Origin of the sequence: Amycolatopsis sp. NPDC049688 (assembly GCF_040674975.1) — a bacterium.
Classification (GTDB): domain Bacteria; phylum Actinomycetota; class Actinomycetes; order Mycobacteriales; family Pseudonocardiaceae; genus Amycolatopsis.
Window position 1 is genome coordinate 23,664 of record NZ_JBFANY010000008.1, and the last position, 16,591, is coordinate 40,254.

Below are 16,591 nucleotides of genomic sequence, written 5' to 3' on the forward strand. Positions count from 1 at the left end.
CCTCCCGGCGTGCTCTGTTCGCCGCGCCGGCAACCGAGGAGAGGCCGACGGCGGCGACGGTCCGTGACCCTGGGACCCACGCGGCCGGCTGTCCGGACCGCGAAATTCGATTGGAGACACGGATGCGTTTCCTGTCTGAGAACAAGCCGATCACGGTGGCCGTGATCGGCTTCGGCTACGTCGGCTCGTGCGTCGCCGCGACGCTCGCCGACCGCGGCTTCGACGTCGTTGCGGTCGACAGCGACCCGCAGCTCGTCGAAGAGCTCTCGTGGGGCTACTTCCGGATCGAGGAAGCGGGTCTGCCCGACATGGTCTTCCGCGGGATGGAGGCGGGGCGGCTGCGGGTCACCACCGACTTCGCCGAGACGGCGGCCGCGGACGTGATCCTGATCTGCGTGGGCACGCCGGTCCGCGACGACGGCTCGCTGTCCTCGGAGCAGCTGATCGGCGCCTGCCGCCAGCTGCGTGCCCACCTGCGGCCCGGCCAGCTGGTGGTGCTCAAGAGCACCGTCCCGCCCGGCACGACCCGGGAGGTGGTGCTGCCCGAGCTGGAAGCCGGCGGTCTGCGCGGCGGCGTCGACTTCGGCCTCGCGTTCACCCCGGAGCGGCTGGCGGAGGGCACCGCGCTCGCCGAGCTGCGCGCGTTCCCGATCGTGGCCGGCGGCTACGGCGACGACTGCGTGCAGGCCGCCGTCGAGTTCTGGCGGCGCGGGCTGGGCGTCGAGGTCATCCAGCGCGACTCGCTGGAGGCGGCGGAGATCATCAAGCTCGCCAGCAACTGGTGGATCGACCTGAACATCGCGCTGGCCAACGAGCTCGCCAAGTTCTGCGCCATCTACGGCGTGGACGTGCTCGACGTCGTGTCCGCGGCCAACACGATCCCCAAGGGCACCGGGAACGTCAACATCCTGCTGCCGAGCGTCGGCGTCGGCGGTTCCTGCCTGACCAAGGACCCGTGGATGGTCTGGAAGTCCGCCCAGGAGCACGGGGTCGACATCCGCACCGCGCCCACCGGCCGCGAGGTCAACGCGGGCATGCCGGAGTACGCCGCCCAGCTGGCGATCGACGAGCTGGTCCGGCAGGGCAAGGACCCGGCGCGGTCGGTCATCGGCGTGCTCGGCCTGGCGTTCAAGAACAACACCGGCGACCTGCGGGCGACGCCGACGGAGGCGACCGTGAAGGCGCTGAAGAAGGCGGGCGCGACCGTGCGCGTGTACGACCCGCTGGTGGAGGCGAAGCAGGTCGAGCCGATGTTCGGCATCGCCCCGTCCGCGTCGGTGGAGGAGACGGTCCGCGACGCCGACTGCATCGCCGTGCTGGCGCTGCACCGGGACTTCGAGGACATCGACTTCGCGGCCCTGCCGGTGGCGCCGAGTTGCGTGCTGCTCGACGGGCGCGCGTACTACCCCAAGGAGCGGATCGCCGAGCTGGTCGCCGCGGGCTACACCTACCGCGGGATCGGCCGGGGGAGCGCGCTGCGCGACCTCGAGTCCGGCGTCGAGTGGGCGGAGGCCGGCTGATGGCGGGACGCAGCGCACGCCGGGTCCTGGTCACCGGCGGCTCCGGGTTCATCGGCCACCACCTCGTCGAACGCCTGCTGGACCGCGGCGACGAGGTCACCGTGTTCGACGCGGTCGCGCCGCGCGGCGAGCTGCGGGGCGGGGTCCGGGTCGTCGAAGGCGACCTCCGGGACGCCGCCGCGCTCGCCCGGGCCGCGGCCGGCACCGAGGTCGTGTTCCACCTCGCCGCCGTGGTCGGCGTCGACCAGTACCTCGCGCGCCCGCTCGACGTGGTCGACATCAACTTCACCGGCACCCGCAACGTGCTGGAGGCCGCCGACGCCGCGGGCGCGCGGGTGGTGCTCAGCTCGACCAGCGAGGTGTTCGGCAAGAACCCGACCGTGCCGTGGCGCGAGGACGGCGACCGGGTGCTCGGCCCGACGTCGTCGGACCGCTGGTCCTACTCCTCGAGCAAGGCCCTGGCGGAGCACCTCACCTACGCCTACGCGCGCCAGCACGGCATCGAGGCGACGATCGTGCGGTACTTCAACGTCTACGGCCCCCGGCAGCGCCCGGCGTACGTCGTCAGCCGTTCGGTGCACCGCGCGCTCAACGGCAAGCCGCTGGTGATCTACGACGGCGGCGTGCAGACCCGGTGCTTCACCTACATCGACGACGCGGTGGAGGGCACGCTGCTCGCGGCGGAGCACCCCGGCGCGGTCGGCGAGGCGTTCAACATCGGGAGCATGGTCGAAACCACGGTCGGGGAGGTCGTCCGGCTCGTCGCCGAGCTGACCGGCGCTCCCGGCACGGTCGAGGTCGACACCGCGGAGAAGCTCGGCTCGTCCTACGAGGACCTGCTGCGCCGCGTGCCGGACAACGCCAAGGCGGGCCGGATCCTCGGCTGGCGGCCGGAAACGTCGCTGCGGGACGGACTGACCAAGACCATCGAGTGGGCGCGGGCGAGCGACTGGTGGCTCGCCCTGGCCGACAACGGAGCCGTCTGACGGCCGGCTGCCGGTCGCGAAAGGACAGTGATACAGCGATGGAAGAAACCACTTGCCGGGTCTGCGACGCACCGGTGCTCGAGTTCGCCGACCTGGGTGATCAGCCCACGGCCAACGGGTTCCTGCTGCCCGAGGAGGTGGCCGGGGAGTTCCGGTTCCGCCTCGCGGTCGGCGCCTGCACCCGCTGCCGCCTGGTCCAGCTGGTCACCGTGGTGCCGCAGGAACTGCGCTACCACGCGGGTTACCGCTACCACGCGTCCGGCTCCGCCAGCCACCGCGACCACTTCGCGGCCGACGCCCGGCACTTCCTCGAAGCGGAACTGACCGGGCCGGACCCGTTCATCGTCGAGATCGGCTGCAACGACGGTGTCATGCTCGGCACCATCGCCGCCGCGGGCGTCCGCCACCTGGGTGTCGAGCCGTCGGGGAACGTCGCCGACATCGCGCGGGAGAAGGGCGTCCGGGTGCTGTCGGCGTTCTTCGACGAGGACACCGCGGCCGCGGTCCGGGCCGAGCACGGGCCCGCCGACGTCGTCTTCGGCGCCAACACCATCTGCCACATCGCCCACATGGACTCGGTGTTCCGCGGCCTGGACAAGCTGCTGACCCCGGGCGGGGTGTTCGTCTTCGAGGAGCCCTACCTGGAGACGATCGTCAGCGGGATGGCGTTCGACCAGATCTACGACGAGCACGTGTTCTACTTCAGCGTGGCGTCGGTGCAGGCGATGGCCGAGCGGTTCGGCTTCGAGCTGGTCGACGCCGAGCGCATCGCCATGCACGGCGGCGAAGTGCGCTACACGATCGCCCGCCCGGGCGCGCGGGTGCCGTCGGAGCGGCTGGCGGCGCTGCTGGCCGAGGAGGAGTCGGCCAAGCTCAACGAGCCGGCCACGCTCGCCGAGTTCGGCCGCAACGTCGCCCGCATCCGCGACGACCTGATGACGCTGCTGCGGCAGCTGCGGGCGGACGGCAAGCGCGTCGTCGGCTACGGCGCCCCGGGCAAGAGCTCGACGGTGACCAACTACTGCGGCATCGGCACCGACCTGGTGCCGTTCGTGTGCGACTCGACGCCGGCCAAGCAGGGCCGCCTGCTGCCCGGCTCGCACCTGCCGGTCCGGCCGCCGGCGGACTTCGCCGACCCGTACCCGGACTACGCGCTGCTGTTCGCGTGGAACCACGCCGAGGAGATCATGGCCAAGGAGCAGGCGTTCCGCGAGGCCGGGGGGAAGTGGATCCGCTTCGTGCCCGACGTCGAGGTGATCTGACCCGGGCCCGCCTGGGAGGGGCCGCCACCGGAGTGATCCGGTGGCGGCCCCTTTTTGCTGCTCAGGGACTTTTTGTGGCGAATTCACGCGACGACCGATGAGTTTCGGCGAGCCCCGCCGTCGTATTGGGCAGAGGCGGCGAACACGCCGGACACCGAACCGAGGAGATCGTCATGACGCAGCAGGACTTCGCCACCCGGCAGACCCCGGCCACCACGGAGAAGCGCCCGGGCAAGGCCCTGAACATCGTGCTGTGGGTGCTGCAGATCGGCCTGCTGGCCGAGTTCGCGCTGGCCGGTATCGCCAAGGTCACCGCCAACCCGCAGATGGTCGACATGTTCGCCGAGATCGGCGCCGGGCAGTGGTTCCGCGTGCTGACCGGCGTGCTGGAGCTGGCGGGCGCCATCGGCCTGGCCATCCCGGCGCTGTGCGGCCTGGCCGGCCTCGGCCTCGCGGCCCTGAGCGTCGGCGCGACCATCACCAACATCTTCGTGCTGCACACGAACCCGACCATCACGATCGTGCTGTTCGTGGTCGCCGCGGTGGTCGCGTGGGGTCGTCGTGGCCGCACCGCCGAGCTGGTGAACCGGTTCCGGCGATGACCGGCGGACGCGGCCGTCCCGCCCGCCGCCGTGCGGGACGGCCGCGGCGCTTCTCGGAAAATGCGCTATCAGTGGGAAAACCGGCAGGCGGGTGTCACAGCGAGGTGATCGGCCGTCACGCCAAGCCGTATGGTCGTGGCGGAAACGCGGTCCAGGTCGTTCGCGTGAATCGATCACGGAGGATTTCATGAGTACACAGGGAACGATCGACGAGGACCGCACGCAGGTCGCCGCCGCGCTGGCGGGGGACCGGGAGGCGTTCGGCGGGTTCGTCGAGCGGTACCGGGCCGCGCTGCAGGTGCACTGCTACCGGATGCTCGGCTCGCTCGACGACGCGGAAGACATGGTGCAGGAGACGTTCCTGCGGGCGTGGAACAAGCGGGCGAGCTTCGAGCGCCGCTCGGCGTTCCGCTCGTGGCTGTACCGGATCGCCACCAACGCGTGCCTCGACCACCTCGACCGCCGCGGGCGCCAGGCCGTGCCGGCCGACCTCGGGCCGTCGGCCGAGTCGACGGCGTCGCCGGGCGAGGTGCCGTGGCTGCAGCCGGTGCCGGACCGGCTGCTGGACGAGGCCGCGTCGGCGGAGGCCGACCCGCAGGCGGTCGTCATCGCCAAGGAGACGATCGAGCTCGCGTTCCTGACCGCGATCCAGTACCTGCCGCCGCGCCAGCGCGCGATCCTGGTGATGCGGGACGTGCTGGGCTGGCCGGCCAAGGACGCGGCCGAGCTGCTCGGGATGACGGTCGCGTCGGCGAACAGCGGGCTGCAGCGGGCCCGCGCCTCGCTCAAGGAGCACCTGCCCCCGCAGCGTTCGGAGTGGGCACCGGAGGCCGACCCGACGACGGCCGAACGCGCCCTGCTGCAGCAGTACATGGACGCCCACGAGCGCGTCGACCTCGACGCGATCACCGAGCTGCTGTGCGCCGACGCCCGCCTGACGATGCCGCCGCACCCGTCGGTGTTCCTCGGCCGCGACGCGATCGTGGAGTTCGCGGGCGCGACGGTCGCCGAAGGCCGCTACGGCGAGTTCCGCGTGCTGCCGACGCGGGCCAACCGGCAGCCGGCGTGCGCGAAGTACGTGCGCCGCGCCGGGGACGACCGGTTCCGCGCCCAGTCGCTGGACGTGCTCCGCTTCGCGGACGGGAAGGTCGCGGAGATCACCACGTTCATGCCGGACGTGTTCGCCGCGTTCGGCCTGCCGCCGACGTGGGAGCTGGGCGAGCGAGATGCGGCGCGATGAGCGCGACCCGCCGGCCCTGCCGGGCGAACCGCCACCACGGGCGTTCGACCGCCAGGAGGTGATCGTCCCCGCGGACCGGCGGCAGGACATCGCGCCCGGGTGGCAGGACGGCCTGATCATGGTCCGCCGCGGCACCCTCGAGGTCCTGACGGCCGACGGCGGCCACGCCCGCTTCGGCCCGGGCTCGGTACTGGCGTTCTCGAAGGCGCTGGTGCCGTCGATCCGAGGCGGGGACGGCGAACCGGCGGTGCTGGTGGTGGTCTCGCGCCGCTGAACCCGGCTTTCGAGGAGATGCCCCGCCACCCTCGCCGCGGACATACTCGGGGGGACCGGCGAGGAGCGGAGCGCTGATGAACGAGCCGCGGTTCGCCACCGGATCCGGTGGCGGTCCCCGACCATCCACTGTGGACGACAGCGGCCGGCTGCGCGTGCCCGGCGCGAGCCTGTACTACGAGGTGCGCGGTACCGGCCCGGCCCTGCTGCTGATCCCGACCGGCAACGGCGACGGCGGCCCGTACACCCCGCTCGCCGAGGCGCTCGCCGACCGGCACACCGTGATCACCTACGACAAGCGCGCCTACTCGCGCAGCCCGCTCGACGCCCCCGACGAAGGCGCCGACCGGGTGCGGGCCGACGTCGAGGACGCCCGCGCGGTCATCGAGCACGTGGCGGGCGGCCGGGCCGACGTGCTGGGCGGCAGCTCCGGCGCCATCGTCGCGCTGGAACTGCTCACCCGGCACCCGGAACGCGTCGGCACCGCGGTCGTGCACGAACCGCCGCTGGCGTCGGTCCTGCCGGACGCGCCGCAGTGGCTGGAGTTCTACGCGGACCTCTACCGGACCTACCAGGACTCCGGGCCGTCGGTCGCGATGGGCGTCTTCCGCGAGCGGATGGGCATGCGGGGCACCACGAAACCCCCGGACGACGCGCAGCTGCCGCCCGACGAACTGGCCGCCATGCTGGCGCGGATCCGGGCCAACCACACGCTGTGGTTCGAGCGGGAAGTCCGCGCCTACCCGGCCCTGGTTCCCGACATCGACGCCCTCCGGCCGCTCGCCGGCCGCTTGGTGCTCGGCGGCGGCGACACCTCCCGCGACGACTTCCCGTACCAGCCGAACCGGGTGCTCTCGGCCCGGCTGGGCATCCCGATCACCCACTTCCCCGGCGGTCACGTCGGGTTCGTGACCCACCCGGCCGAGTTCGCCGACGCCCTTTCCGAGCTGCTGAAGCGATAACACGCAACCGCGGAGATGCGTCGCCGCACGTCCGGGCGCTGAGATGAACTCGCCCGACGAGCCCGCCACGAGAAGGAGATCCCCATGCGCGTCCTGTTTGCCTGCTACCCGGCGCACGCGCACTTCTACCCGTTCGCCACCACCGCGTGGGCGCTGCAGAGCGCGGGCCACGACGTGCGCGTCGCGACCTTCCACGGCCTGACGAACATCATCGCGGCCGCGGGCCTCACGCCGGTGCCGCTCGGCGACCCGGATTCGATCGAGGCCCGCTTCCTCGAGGACGCCGGCCTCCCGAGCGCCGGCGACGAGATCGACCGCTACGCCCAGGCGCTGGCCATCGAGCCGCACGAGCGCGACGCGTGGGACGTGTTCTACCAGTACATGCTGCTGCCGTGCGGCGACTACCTGCGCCCGGACCGCCCGGAGGCGGCCCAGCTGGTGGAGTTCACCCGCACCTGGCAGCCGGACCTGGTGGTCTACGACCCGACGTTCCCGATCGCCGCCATCGCGGCGAAGGCGTGCGGCGCGGCGCAGGCCCGGTTCCTGCTCGGCCCGGACATCTACGCGTGGAGCCTCGACCGGCTCGCGACCCACCGCGAGCAGGTGCTGGCCGCCGGCCTCGACGAGAACCCGCTCGGCTCGATGATCAAGCCGGTGGCGGAGCGGCTGGGCGTCGAGATGGGCGACGACCTGCTGTACGGGCACTTTTCGCTGGACGCGGTGTCGCCCGGCCTGCGGATGCCGACGAGCGCCAAGACGGTTCCGGTCCGGTACGTGCCGTTCGCCGGTGCGTCGGAGCTGCCCGCCTGGCTGTACGAGAAGCCGCAGCGCCCGCGTGTCGCGGTTTCGCTCGGGGTGTCGACGCGCCAGGCTTACGCCGGCTCGCACGTGCGGGACGAGGCCGAGCGCGGGGAGAACGCTTTCGAGTTCGAAGCCAACCCTGAGGTCGTCCGGCTGACCATGCTGATGGAAGCCTTGGGAGAGCTCGACGTCGAGGTGGTGGCGACGCTGAGCGAGGGTCAGCTCGCCGGCATCCCGCCGCTGCCGCCGAACGTCCGCGCGGTGCACTACATCCCGCTGCCCCAGCTGCTGCCGACGTGCACGGCCCTGATCCACCACGGCGGCATCGGCACCCTCGCCGCGGCGACCGGCGCCGAGGTCCCGCAGCTGATCTTCGACACCGGTGAGGCGGCCCGGGTCGTGGTGACGGTCCAGGAGGACGGCAGCGTCGAGTACGCGATGCCGGACAAGAAGGTCGAGGCCACCTGGACGTCGACGTTCGTGATGAACCACGGCGCCGGCGAGCGGCTCAACCACAAGACGCAGTCGGTGGAGGAGATGCGCAAGCTGATCCAGCAGGTCCTGGAGAACAAGTCCTACCGCGACGGCGCCCACGCCCTGCACGACGAGTGGCTGGCGACCCCGGGGCCGAACGACATCGTTCCCACGCTGGAAGTCCTGGCGGAGCACCACCGGACGCGCTGACGTCCCTCGAAAAGGCCCCGCACGCAGCCGCGTGCGGGGCCTTTTCGTCTCCGGGCCGGATGACTCCGCGCGCAAAAATCGGAGCCCGGCGCGCACGCCGGGCTCCGATTCCGTAGCCGCCGGCCCTAAAGCAGTTCTTTCAGGACCTTCTTGTCCGCCTTGCCGACCGCGGTGTGCCGGAACGCGTCCAGGACCTCAAGCCGCTCCGGGAGCTTGAACGCCGCCAGCCCGCGGGTCGTCAACGCTTCACAAAGCTCCTGCAGGGTCAGCGAAAAGCCCGGGTGCAGGCGGACGAACAGGCACACCCGCTCGCCCAGTTCCGGGTCCGGCATCGGGACCGCCGCCGCCTCCGCCACCGCCGGCAGCTCCTGGGCCAGGAGCTCCACCTCGGCCGCCGAGATCTTCTCGCCGCCGCGGTTGATCAGGTCCTTCACGCGGCCGCACACCACCAGGTTGCCCTCGGGGGTGATGCGGACCAGGTCGCCCGTGCGGAACCAGCCGTCCGGGGTGAACACCTGGCGGTTGACCTCCGGGACCCCGAAGTAGCCGCGAGGCGTGTACGGCCCGCGGGTGAGCAGCTCGCCCACCTCGCCCGGGGCCACCTGCTCGCCGTCCGGGCCGACCAGGCGCAGCTCGTCGAACGGGCTGATCGGCTTGCCCTGCGTCCGGTGCGCCTCTTCGTCGGGGGCGCCCGGTGCCGTGTAGCAGACCAGGCCCTCCGCCATCCCGTACACCTGCTGCAGCCCGCAGCCCAGCGCCGGCCCGATGCGGGCCGCCACCTCGGGAGCCAGCACCGAGCCGCCCACGTGGAGGTGCTGCAGGCTGCTCAGGTCGCGGGTGTTGCCCGCCGCCGCCTCGATCCACCTGAGGGCGACCGCCGGGACGGCCGAAGTGGCCGTGACGCCCTCCGCCTCGATCGCCTCGAACACCGCCTCCGGCCGCGGGGACGGCAGCAGCACCGCGCGGCCGCCCGCGTACAGCGCGCCCAGGATGCCCGGGTTGGCGAGCGGGAAGTTGTGGCCGGCCGGGAGCACCGCCAGGTACACCGTTTCGGGGGTGAACCCGCACGCCGCCGCGCACCGGCGGATGTTGTACTCGTAGTCGTCGTGGGTGCGGGCGATCACCTTGGGCGTGCCCGTCGTTCCGCCCGAAAGCAGGAACACCGCGACGTCGGACCCGGACGGCGCGTGCTCGTCCAGCCACTGCCGCCGGGCCACCGGATCGCCGGACTGCTTGATCAGGCCCCGCACGTCGACGTGGCCCGCGCGCACCTCGTCGCCCACCACCAGCACCCGGACCGGGTGGGGCAGCGTGGCCGCGACCCGCTCGGCGAGGTCCTGGTGGTCGTAACCCTTCCAGGTGTCCGGCACGAAGATCGCCTTCGCCCGCACGTGCGCGCCGATCGAGGCGAGCTCGTGCTCGCGGTGCGGTGGCAGCATCATCACCGGGACCAGGCCGAGCCGGAAGCAGGCGAGCGTGACGACCACGAACTCCCACTGGTTCGGCAGCTGGACCAGCACCGTGTCACCGCGGGCGAGCCCGCTCGCGGCCAGCCCGGTGGCCAGGCCGTCGGCGTGCTCGGCCAGGTCGCGGTAGGTGAGCCGGACGTCGCCGTCCACCACCGCGACCCGGCCGGGCCGGCGGGCCGCCCACTCCCACAGGGCGGAGCCCAGGGGCCGGCCGCGCCAGCAGCCGGCCGCCCGGTAGGCGTGGGCCAGGTCGGCGGGCCACGGCACGACGCCCTCGTCGATCCCGATGCCCGGCAGGGGTTCGCTCACGCCGCCTGCTCCAGTTCCGCCGGGTCGAGCCGCTCGGTGAGCAGCTCGGCCACGGCCTCGACGGTCGGCCGGTCCCAGAACAGCGTCGACGGCAGCTGCAGCCCGAACCGCCGCTCGAGGCCGCGGCGGATCCGGACCGTCATCACCGAGTCGAGACCCATCTCGACCAGCGGCCGGCGGGGGTCGACCTCGTCGGCCGGCAGCTTCGTCTCGGCCGACACCTGGTCGCGGATCTCCGCCGTCAGCACCGCCGTCAGCTCCGGCCCGGTCAGCCCGGCCCACGGCTCGTCGTGCTCCGCCTCGCCGTCCTGGCCGCCGGTTTCCTCGGGCAGCGCCGAGAGCAGCGGCAGCTGCCGGTCACCCGGGCCGAGCGGCACCGAGCGCAGCACGGCCGCGTAGCCGAGCTCGTGCCGCTCGATCAGCTCCCACGCGGCGAACGCGTCGGCCGGGGCGATGTCCGCGGTGCCGCGGGCGGCCAGCTCGACGTCGATGATCTCCGACGAGGTCGACATGCCGAGCCCGCGCCACGACGTCCAGCCGAAGCTGGTCGTCCCGGTGTCCCCGGCGGCGCGCCGGTGCGCGGCGAGCGCGTCGAGGAACGCGTTGGCCGCCGCGTAGCTGGCCTGCCCGGGCAGGCCGAGCAAGTAGCCGCTGGAGGAGAACAGCGCGAAGAAGTCCACGCTCCCCGGCGGGTACAGCCGGTGCAGCGTGAGGCCGCCGTCCACCTTGGGCCGCAGCACCGTGCGCAGCGACTCCTCGTCGAGCGTGCGCAGCTCGCGGTTGTCCAGCACGCCGGCCGCGTGCACCACCCCGCGCACGGGCGGCAGCCCGAGCGCGGCCGGGGCGAGCAGCCGGGCGGCCTCGTCGTGGTCGGCGATGTCGACCGCGACCGGGACCACCGTGACACCGAGCCGCTCCAGGGAGCGCACGGCGTCGAGCTTCGCCTTCTCCGCGGGATCGGTGACGCTGTCCCAGGTGTCGCGGGGCGGCAGCCCGTGCCGCCCGGCGAGCACGATCCGCCGCGCGCCCCGGTCGGCCAGCCACTGCGCGACCCGCAGGCCGAGCACGCCCAGCCCGCCGGTGACCAGGTAGGTGCCGTCCGGCTGGCAGCCGCGCGCCCGGCCGGACGGCTCGCCGTCCAGCGGGAGCAGCCGGGGGACCAGCGCCTCGCCGTCCCGGATCGCCACGACGTCCTCGCCACGGGCCGTCGTCAGCACGTCGAGCAGCGCCGGGACGTCCTCGGGCGAGTTGCCGACGTCGACGACCCCGCCCCAGATCTCCGGGTGCTCGCCGCCGACGATCCGCCCGACTCCCCACGCCGACGCGTGCGCGAGCGCGGCAGCGTCCACAGCCGACCGCACGCCCTGCGTGACGCACCAGAGCCGCGCCTGCGTCGAGGCCAGCCGCTGGGCCGTGGCCGAGAGCAGCCACGACGCCTCGGCGGCCGCCGAAGCGACCGTCGCCGGCCGGGCCCGGCCCGGCACGACCAGGACGTCGTGCTCGCCGGTCAGCTCGTCGTCGGTCAGCTCCTCCGGGCCGCCGACGACCCGGAACGGCACCTCCGCGCCGGCCAGCCGCTCGGTGAGCCGGCCGATCAGCGCGCTGTCCGGTCCGACCAGCACCGCGGCGCGCCGCTCCTGCGGTTCCGTGCGCTCCAGCGGCGCCCAGCCGAGCGGGCGGACCAGCTTGTGCGGGCCGACCCCGGTGCCGGTGTCGCCCGACGGAGCCCCGTCCAGGACGCCGTAGCGCAGGCCGGCGAGCCGGCCCACCACGGCCCCGCCGGCGTCGGTGATCTCGACGTCCACGGTGAGCTCGCCGGTCTGCCGCACGGTGATCGTGACCTGCGGCGGGGGCGCGTCGGCCAGCGAAACCCGCGTGATGTGCGCGGGCATCCGCAGGATCGGCTCCCCGGTGAACACGACCGACGCCGTCGACAGGGCCGCGTCGAGGACCGAGGCCCAGGTGTCCGGCCGGTTGTCCGGGTCCGGATCCGCGCGGACGGTGGCCACGAGCGTGCCCTCGCCGCGGCGCAGGTGCTCCACGACCCACGGGAACCCCATGGCGGCGACGCCGAGCGAGGCCAGCCGTTCGATCACGAACGCGGCCGGCAGGTCCTCGGTCGTGACGGCGTCCCCGGCGGGCTCGGCCGCCGGATCCGTCTGCGGTTCCAGGGTGGCCGTGGTGTGCGTGGCCCAGCCCTGCTCGGCGGCGTCCCCGCCGGGGGTGCCGCGCCCGCTCAGCCTGCTCGACAGCCGGATCGTCCCGTCCTGCAGCACCACCTGCAGGTCCCGCGTGCTGGTGACGCTGACCGGGACGCGCAGGGCGACCTCGGCCAGGTCCGCCCGCGGGCCGACCGCCGCCGCCGCGGTGGCGAAGGTGTTCAGCAGCACGGCGGCCGGGATGATCTCGACGCTGCGCACCGGGTGGCTGCCGGGGTAGGGCCGGGATTCGCGGTCCAGCCGGGTCGCCCAGACGTGCGCGGGCGTGGTGCCGCGCACGACGGTCCGCCCGCCCAGCAGCGTGTGCCCGGCCGGGTTGTGGTGCTCGGCCAGCGCAGTGGGCGCGTCCGGCTCCTCCGCCCAGTGGGGCTTGTGCTGCCACGCGGTCGTCGGCAGCTCCGCGACGCCGCCTTCGGGCCACAGGGCCCGCCAGTCGACGTCGGCGCCCTGGGCGTGCAGCAGGCCCAGGTTGGTCAGCAGGGTCTCGCGCTCCGGCTTGTGGCGCCGCAGGGTGTGGGTGACGAACCCGTCGGTGATGCCGAGCCCGTCGAACGTCTCGTTGATCGAGTGCTCGACGACCGGGTGCGGCGACACCTCCAGGAACAGCCGGTGCCCGTCCTCCAGCGCCGCGGTCACCCCCTGCACGAACCGCACGGTGTTGCGCAGGTTGGCGGCCCAGTAGGCGCCGTCGCGCAGGCTCTCCGTGCGCGGGTCTTCGAGCGCGGTGCTGTAGAGCGGGACCGTGGCCGGCTGCGGTCCGAGGTCGGCCGCGGCCGCGGCCAGCTCGTCGAGCAGCGGGTCCATCTGCGCGCTGTGGAAGGCCACGTCGGAGTCGACCAGCCGGCCGCCGGTGCCTTCGGCCCGCAGCCGCTCGGTGAACTCCTGGATCGCCGTGACGTCCCCGGACACCACGGTCGACGTGGTCGCCGAGGCGACCGCGACCGCGAGGTCGGTGCGGCCGGCCAGCCGGCGCGCCACTTCCTCGGGCGGCAGCGCCACCATGACCATGCCGCCGTGCCCGGCGACCCGGCGCAGCAGCGCCGAGCGGCGGCAGACCAGCCGCGCGCCCTCGTCGAGGGTCAGCACCCCGGCGGTGACCGCCGCGGCGATCTCGCCGACCGAGTGCCCGAGCACCGCCGCCGGGCGCAGGCCCCGCGCGCGCCACGCGGCGGCCAGCGCCACCTGCATCGCGAAGATCATCGGCTGGATGACGTCCACCGGCTGCCGGGCGTCGGACCGCACTACGGCCTTCGGGGACACCCCCAGCTCGGCGACGAAGACCGGGTCGATTTCGTCGAGCACCGCGGCGAAGGCGGGATCGGTGTCCATCAGCTCGCGGCCCATCCCGACCCACTGCGAACCGTGGCCCGAGAACACCCAGACGGCGCCCGCACCGGTACCGGGGCCGGTGACCGGCTCCGGTCCCGAGACGGCCAGCTCGCCGAGCCGGTTGATCAGCTCGGTCCGGTCCTCGGCGAAGACCGCGGCCCGGTGCGGCAGGTGCGGGCGGCGCACGGCCAGGGTGTGGCCGATGTCGGCCAGGCTCGTGTCCCGGTGCGCGGTCAGCCAGCCGACGAGCCGGCCCGCGTTCTGCCGCACCGCCTCGGCGCTGGCCCCGGACACCGGGTACAGCGCGGGCCCGATGTCCTCAGTGGACGGACGATCGGCGGCCGGGTCGGCCTCTTCGAGGATGACGTGCGCGATCGTGCCGCCGTAGCCGTACCCGGAGACCCCGGCGCGGCGCGGGCCGGCCTGCTCCGGGAACGGCGTCGGCTCGGTCACCACCCGCAGCCGGGCCTCGTCCCAGGGAATGGCCGGGTTGGGCGTTTCGCAGTTGAGGCTCGGCGGGATCTCGGCGTGCTGCAGCGCCAGCACCGCCTTGATGACGCCGGCGACGCCCGCGCCCGCCTCCAGGTGCCCGATGTTGGGCTTGACCGAGCCGATCAGGCACGGCTCTTCGGCGGCGCGGCCCTTCCCGAACACCGACGCCATGGCCGCGGCCTCGAGCGGGTCACCCGCGCGCGTGCCGGTGCCGTGCGCCTCGACGTAGCCGACGGTCGCCGGGTCGATGCCGGCGGTCTCGTAGGTGCGGCGCATCAGGTGGGCCTGCGCGTCGCCGCTCGGGGCCATGATGCCGTTCGTGCGGCCGTCCTGGTGCACCGCGCTGCCGCGGAGCACGGCCAGCACGGGGTCGCCGTCGCGGCGGGCGTCGGACAGCCGCTTGAGCACGACCATGCCGCCGCCCTCGCCCCGCCCGTAGCCGTCGGCGTCGGCGGCGAAGGACTTGCAGCGGCCGTCGGGCGAGGTGGCCCCGGCCGCGTCCAGGACGAGCGAAAGCCCGGGCGCGGCCATCACCAGCACGCCGCCGGCCAGCGCCACCGGGCACTCGCCGGCCCGCAGGGCCTGCGCCGCCAGGTGGATCGACACCAGCGACGACGAGCACGCGGTGTCCACCACCGCGCTCGGCCCGCGCAGGTCCAGCGCGTAGGAGACCCGGTTGGCCACCGCGCAGTACGAGCTGCCGATGCCGGTCCACGCCTCGATCCGCGGCAGGTCCTCCAGCAGCCGGCGGCCGTAGTCGTCGGCGCCGACACCCATGAAGACCCCGGTGTCGGTGCCGGCGAGCGACCGCGGCGGGATGCCCGCGTGCTCCAGCGCCTCCCAGGCCAGCTCCAGGACGATCCGCTGCTGCGGGTCCATCAGGGCGGCTTCACGCGGGGTGAGGTCGAAGAAGTCCGCGTCGAAACCCTTGATGTCGTCCAGGAAGGCACCGGACCGGGTGACGTCGCGCAGCGCCGCCGCGTGGGCGCCGCTCTGCCGCGCGTACCAGGACCAGCGGTCCTCCGGCACCTCGCCGATCGCGTCCGCACCCTCGCGCAGCAGCCGCCAGAACTTCGCCGGCGAGTCGATCCCGCCGGCGAACCGGCAGGCCATCCCGATCACGGCGATCGGCTCCGGATGCGCACCGGAGTGCTCGAGCCCCTCGGTCATCGACCCTCCTGGCCGGCGGTTTCCTTGTGGGCGACGACGAGAGCGTGGCTGAAGCCCATGTCCTGGTGCAGGTCGACCCGCGCGAACCCGGCGTCGAGGGCGGCGCGCTCCATGTCGGCCGGGGCGTAGGTCATGCCCTCGCCGGAGGCGAGCGTGAGGAAGTACGGCGAGACCAGCCCGGCCGCCATCGACCCGGTGCCCTCGTCGTTGCAGACCCAGTTGTAGACCAGGCACACGCCACCCTCGGGCAGGGCGTCGTAGCACCGGCGCAGCAGCTCGGTGTTGCGCTCCAGCGACCAGATTTCGAAGATGTGGAACACGAAGATCGCGTCCGCGCCCTCGGGGTAGGCGTCGTGGAGGATGTCACCGGCGTGGAAGTGCACGCGCTTGCGGACGTCCGGATCCTCGATGCGGCCGGCGGCCAGCTGCGTCACGCTCTCCTGGTCCATCACCGTGATCTCGAGCTGCGGGTAGCGTTTCGCCAGCTCCACGGAGTTGCTGCCGTCGCCGCCGGCGAGGTCGATGGCGTGGCGGATGCCGGAGAAGTCGTACTTCTCCAGGATCTGCGCGAACGCGCGCCGCGACGCGTCACCCATGTTGTCGTAGAACACCTTCTGCAGGTCCGGGGTGGCGGTGAGGCGCTCGTAGAGCGTGTCGCCCGGGCCTTCGAGCCGGCGCAGGCCGACGTTGGTGTTCTGCCGGATCGACTCGGCGAAGTCGACCATCGTGGCGTTGATGATCTTCGCCTGGATGTCGATCAGCGGGCCGAGGAAGCGCTCGCCGTCTTTCAGCAGCTTGCGTTCGACCATCTTGCTGTTGACGTACTTGTCACCCTGCTTTTCCAGCAGTAGCAAGGAAGCGAGCCCCAGCAGCAGGATCCGGGCCGGCTGGCGTTCGACCCCGAGCGCGGCCGCCGTCTCGTCGACGTCCATGCCGCCCGCCGCGTCCAGCTTCTCGAACAGCTCGAACTCGAGGGCGGTGCGCAGCACCTCGAACGCGGAGGTGCCGTGGACCAGGATCCGCAGATAGTCGGCCTCAGTGATGGTTACCTTGCGACTGTCCGCCATGGTTCCTCCGTCGGTTAGCTACGTCGCTTTCGGATGCGACACACCTGGCGTCCATGGTCTTCTGCGGGGGGTGCGGCGCTCGACTCCGTTCATGCGATCCCTTCCGGGATCTCTTTTGTTTGCAACCCCGAAGCCCGATTGTGACGACGGCCGGCGGCACCGCGTCAAGGCGGGAAAGCGTGCCTTGACCCGGCACCGCCGTCCGT

At 73.1% G+C, this 16,591-nt stretch carries 11 protein-coding genes; 8 read left to right on the forward strand and 3 right to left on the reverse strand.

Going from position 1 to position 16,591, the window contains the following annotated elements; translation table 11 throughout:
* Positions 1-122 precede the first annotated feature (122 nt).
* From AB0J55_RS25450 to AB0J55_RS25485, 8 genes are all read left to right on the forward strand, one after another.
* Positions 123-1,520, forward strand: a complete 1,398-nt coding sequence (locus AB0J55_RS25450) for a nucleotide sugar dehydrogenase (protein ID WP_364253177.1) — start codon at positions 123-125, stop codon at positions 1,518-1,520.
* On the forward strand, positions 1,520-2,506 hold the full coding sequence (locus AB0J55_RS25455; protein ID WP_364253179.1) for an NAD-dependent epimerase/dehydratase family protein: 987 nt from the start codon (positions 1,520-1,522) through the stop codon (positions 2,504-2,506). Before AB0J55_RS25450 ends, AB0J55_RS25455 begins: the two co-directional genes overlap by 1 nt.
* Positions 2,507-2,544: 38 nt before the next feature.
* Positions 2,545-3,768: a class I SAM-dependent methyltransferase gene (locus tag AB0J55_RS25460; RefSeq protein ID WP_364253181.1), complete on the forward strand. Its 1,224-nt coding sequence runs from the start codon at positions 2,545-2,547 to the stop codon at positions 3,766-3,768.
* A 173-nt stretch (positions 3,769-3,941) separates the two neighbouring features.
* Positions 3,942-4,370 (forward strand): DoxX family protein, encoded by a 429-nt coding sequence (locus tag AB0J55_RS25465; protein WP_364253184.1) that lies wholly within the window; start codon positions 3,942-3,944, stop codon positions 4,368-4,370.
* Between the two features lie 187 nt (positions 4,371-4,557).
* Positions 4,558-5,610 (forward strand): sigma-70 family RNA polymerase sigma factor, encoded by a 1,053-nt coding sequence (locus AB0J55_RS25470; protein WP_364253187.1) that lies wholly within the window; start codon positions 4,558-4,560, stop codon positions 5,608-5,610.
* Positions 5,597-5,884, forward strand: a complete 288-nt coding sequence (locus AB0J55_RS25475; RefSeq protein WP_364253190.1) for a hypothetical protein — start codon at positions 5,597-5,599, stop codon at positions 5,882-5,884. The genes AB0J55_RS25470 and AB0J55_RS25475 overlap by 14 nt, the downstream gene beginning before the upstream one ends.
* Before the next feature lie 76 nt (positions 5,885-5,960).
* On the forward strand, positions 5,961-6,845 hold the full coding sequence (locus AB0J55_RS25480; RefSeq protein ID WP_364253193.1) for an alpha/beta hydrolase: 885 nt from the start codon (positions 5,961-5,963) through the stop codon (positions 6,843-6,845).
* An 84-nt stretch (positions 6,846-6,929) separates the two neighbouring features.
* Complete coding sequence (locus AB0J55_RS25485) at positions 6,930-8,330, forward strand: nucleotide disphospho-sugar-binding domain-containing protein (protein WP_364253196.1); 1,401 nt, start codon at positions 6,930-6,932, stop codon at positions 8,328-8,330.
* Positions 8,331-8,455: 125 nt separating this feature from the next.
* Here the strand turns inward: AB0J55_RS25485 and AB0J55_RS25490 are convergent, their stop codons facing one another.
* From AB0J55_RS25490 to AB0J55_RS25500, 3 genes are read right to left on the reverse strand one after another with little or no spacing between them, the layout of a single operon-like run.
* On the reverse strand, positions 8,456-10,108 hold the full coding sequence (locus tag AB0J55_RS25490; protein ID WP_364253199.1) for an AMP-binding protein: 1,653 nt from the start codon (positions 10,106-10,108) through the stop codon (positions 8,456-8,458).
* Positions 10,105-15,318 (reverse strand): type I polyketide synthase, encoded by a 5,214-nt coding sequence (locus AB0J55_RS25495; protein WP_364253202.1) that lies wholly within the window; start codon positions 15,316-15,318, stop codon positions 10,105-10,107. Before AB0J55_RS25495 ends, AB0J55_RS25490 begins: the two co-directional genes overlap by 4 nt.
* The gene (locus tag AB0J55_RS25500; protein WP_364253206.1) at positions 15,315-16,385 is read right to left on the reverse strand and encodes a methyltransferase; all 1,071 of its coding nucleotides are present in this window, start codon (positions 16,383-16,385) and stop codon (positions 15,315-15,317) included. Before AB0J55_RS25500 ends, AB0J55_RS25495 begins: the two co-directional genes overlap by 4 nt.
* Positions 16,386-16,591 lie beyond the last annotated feature (206 nt).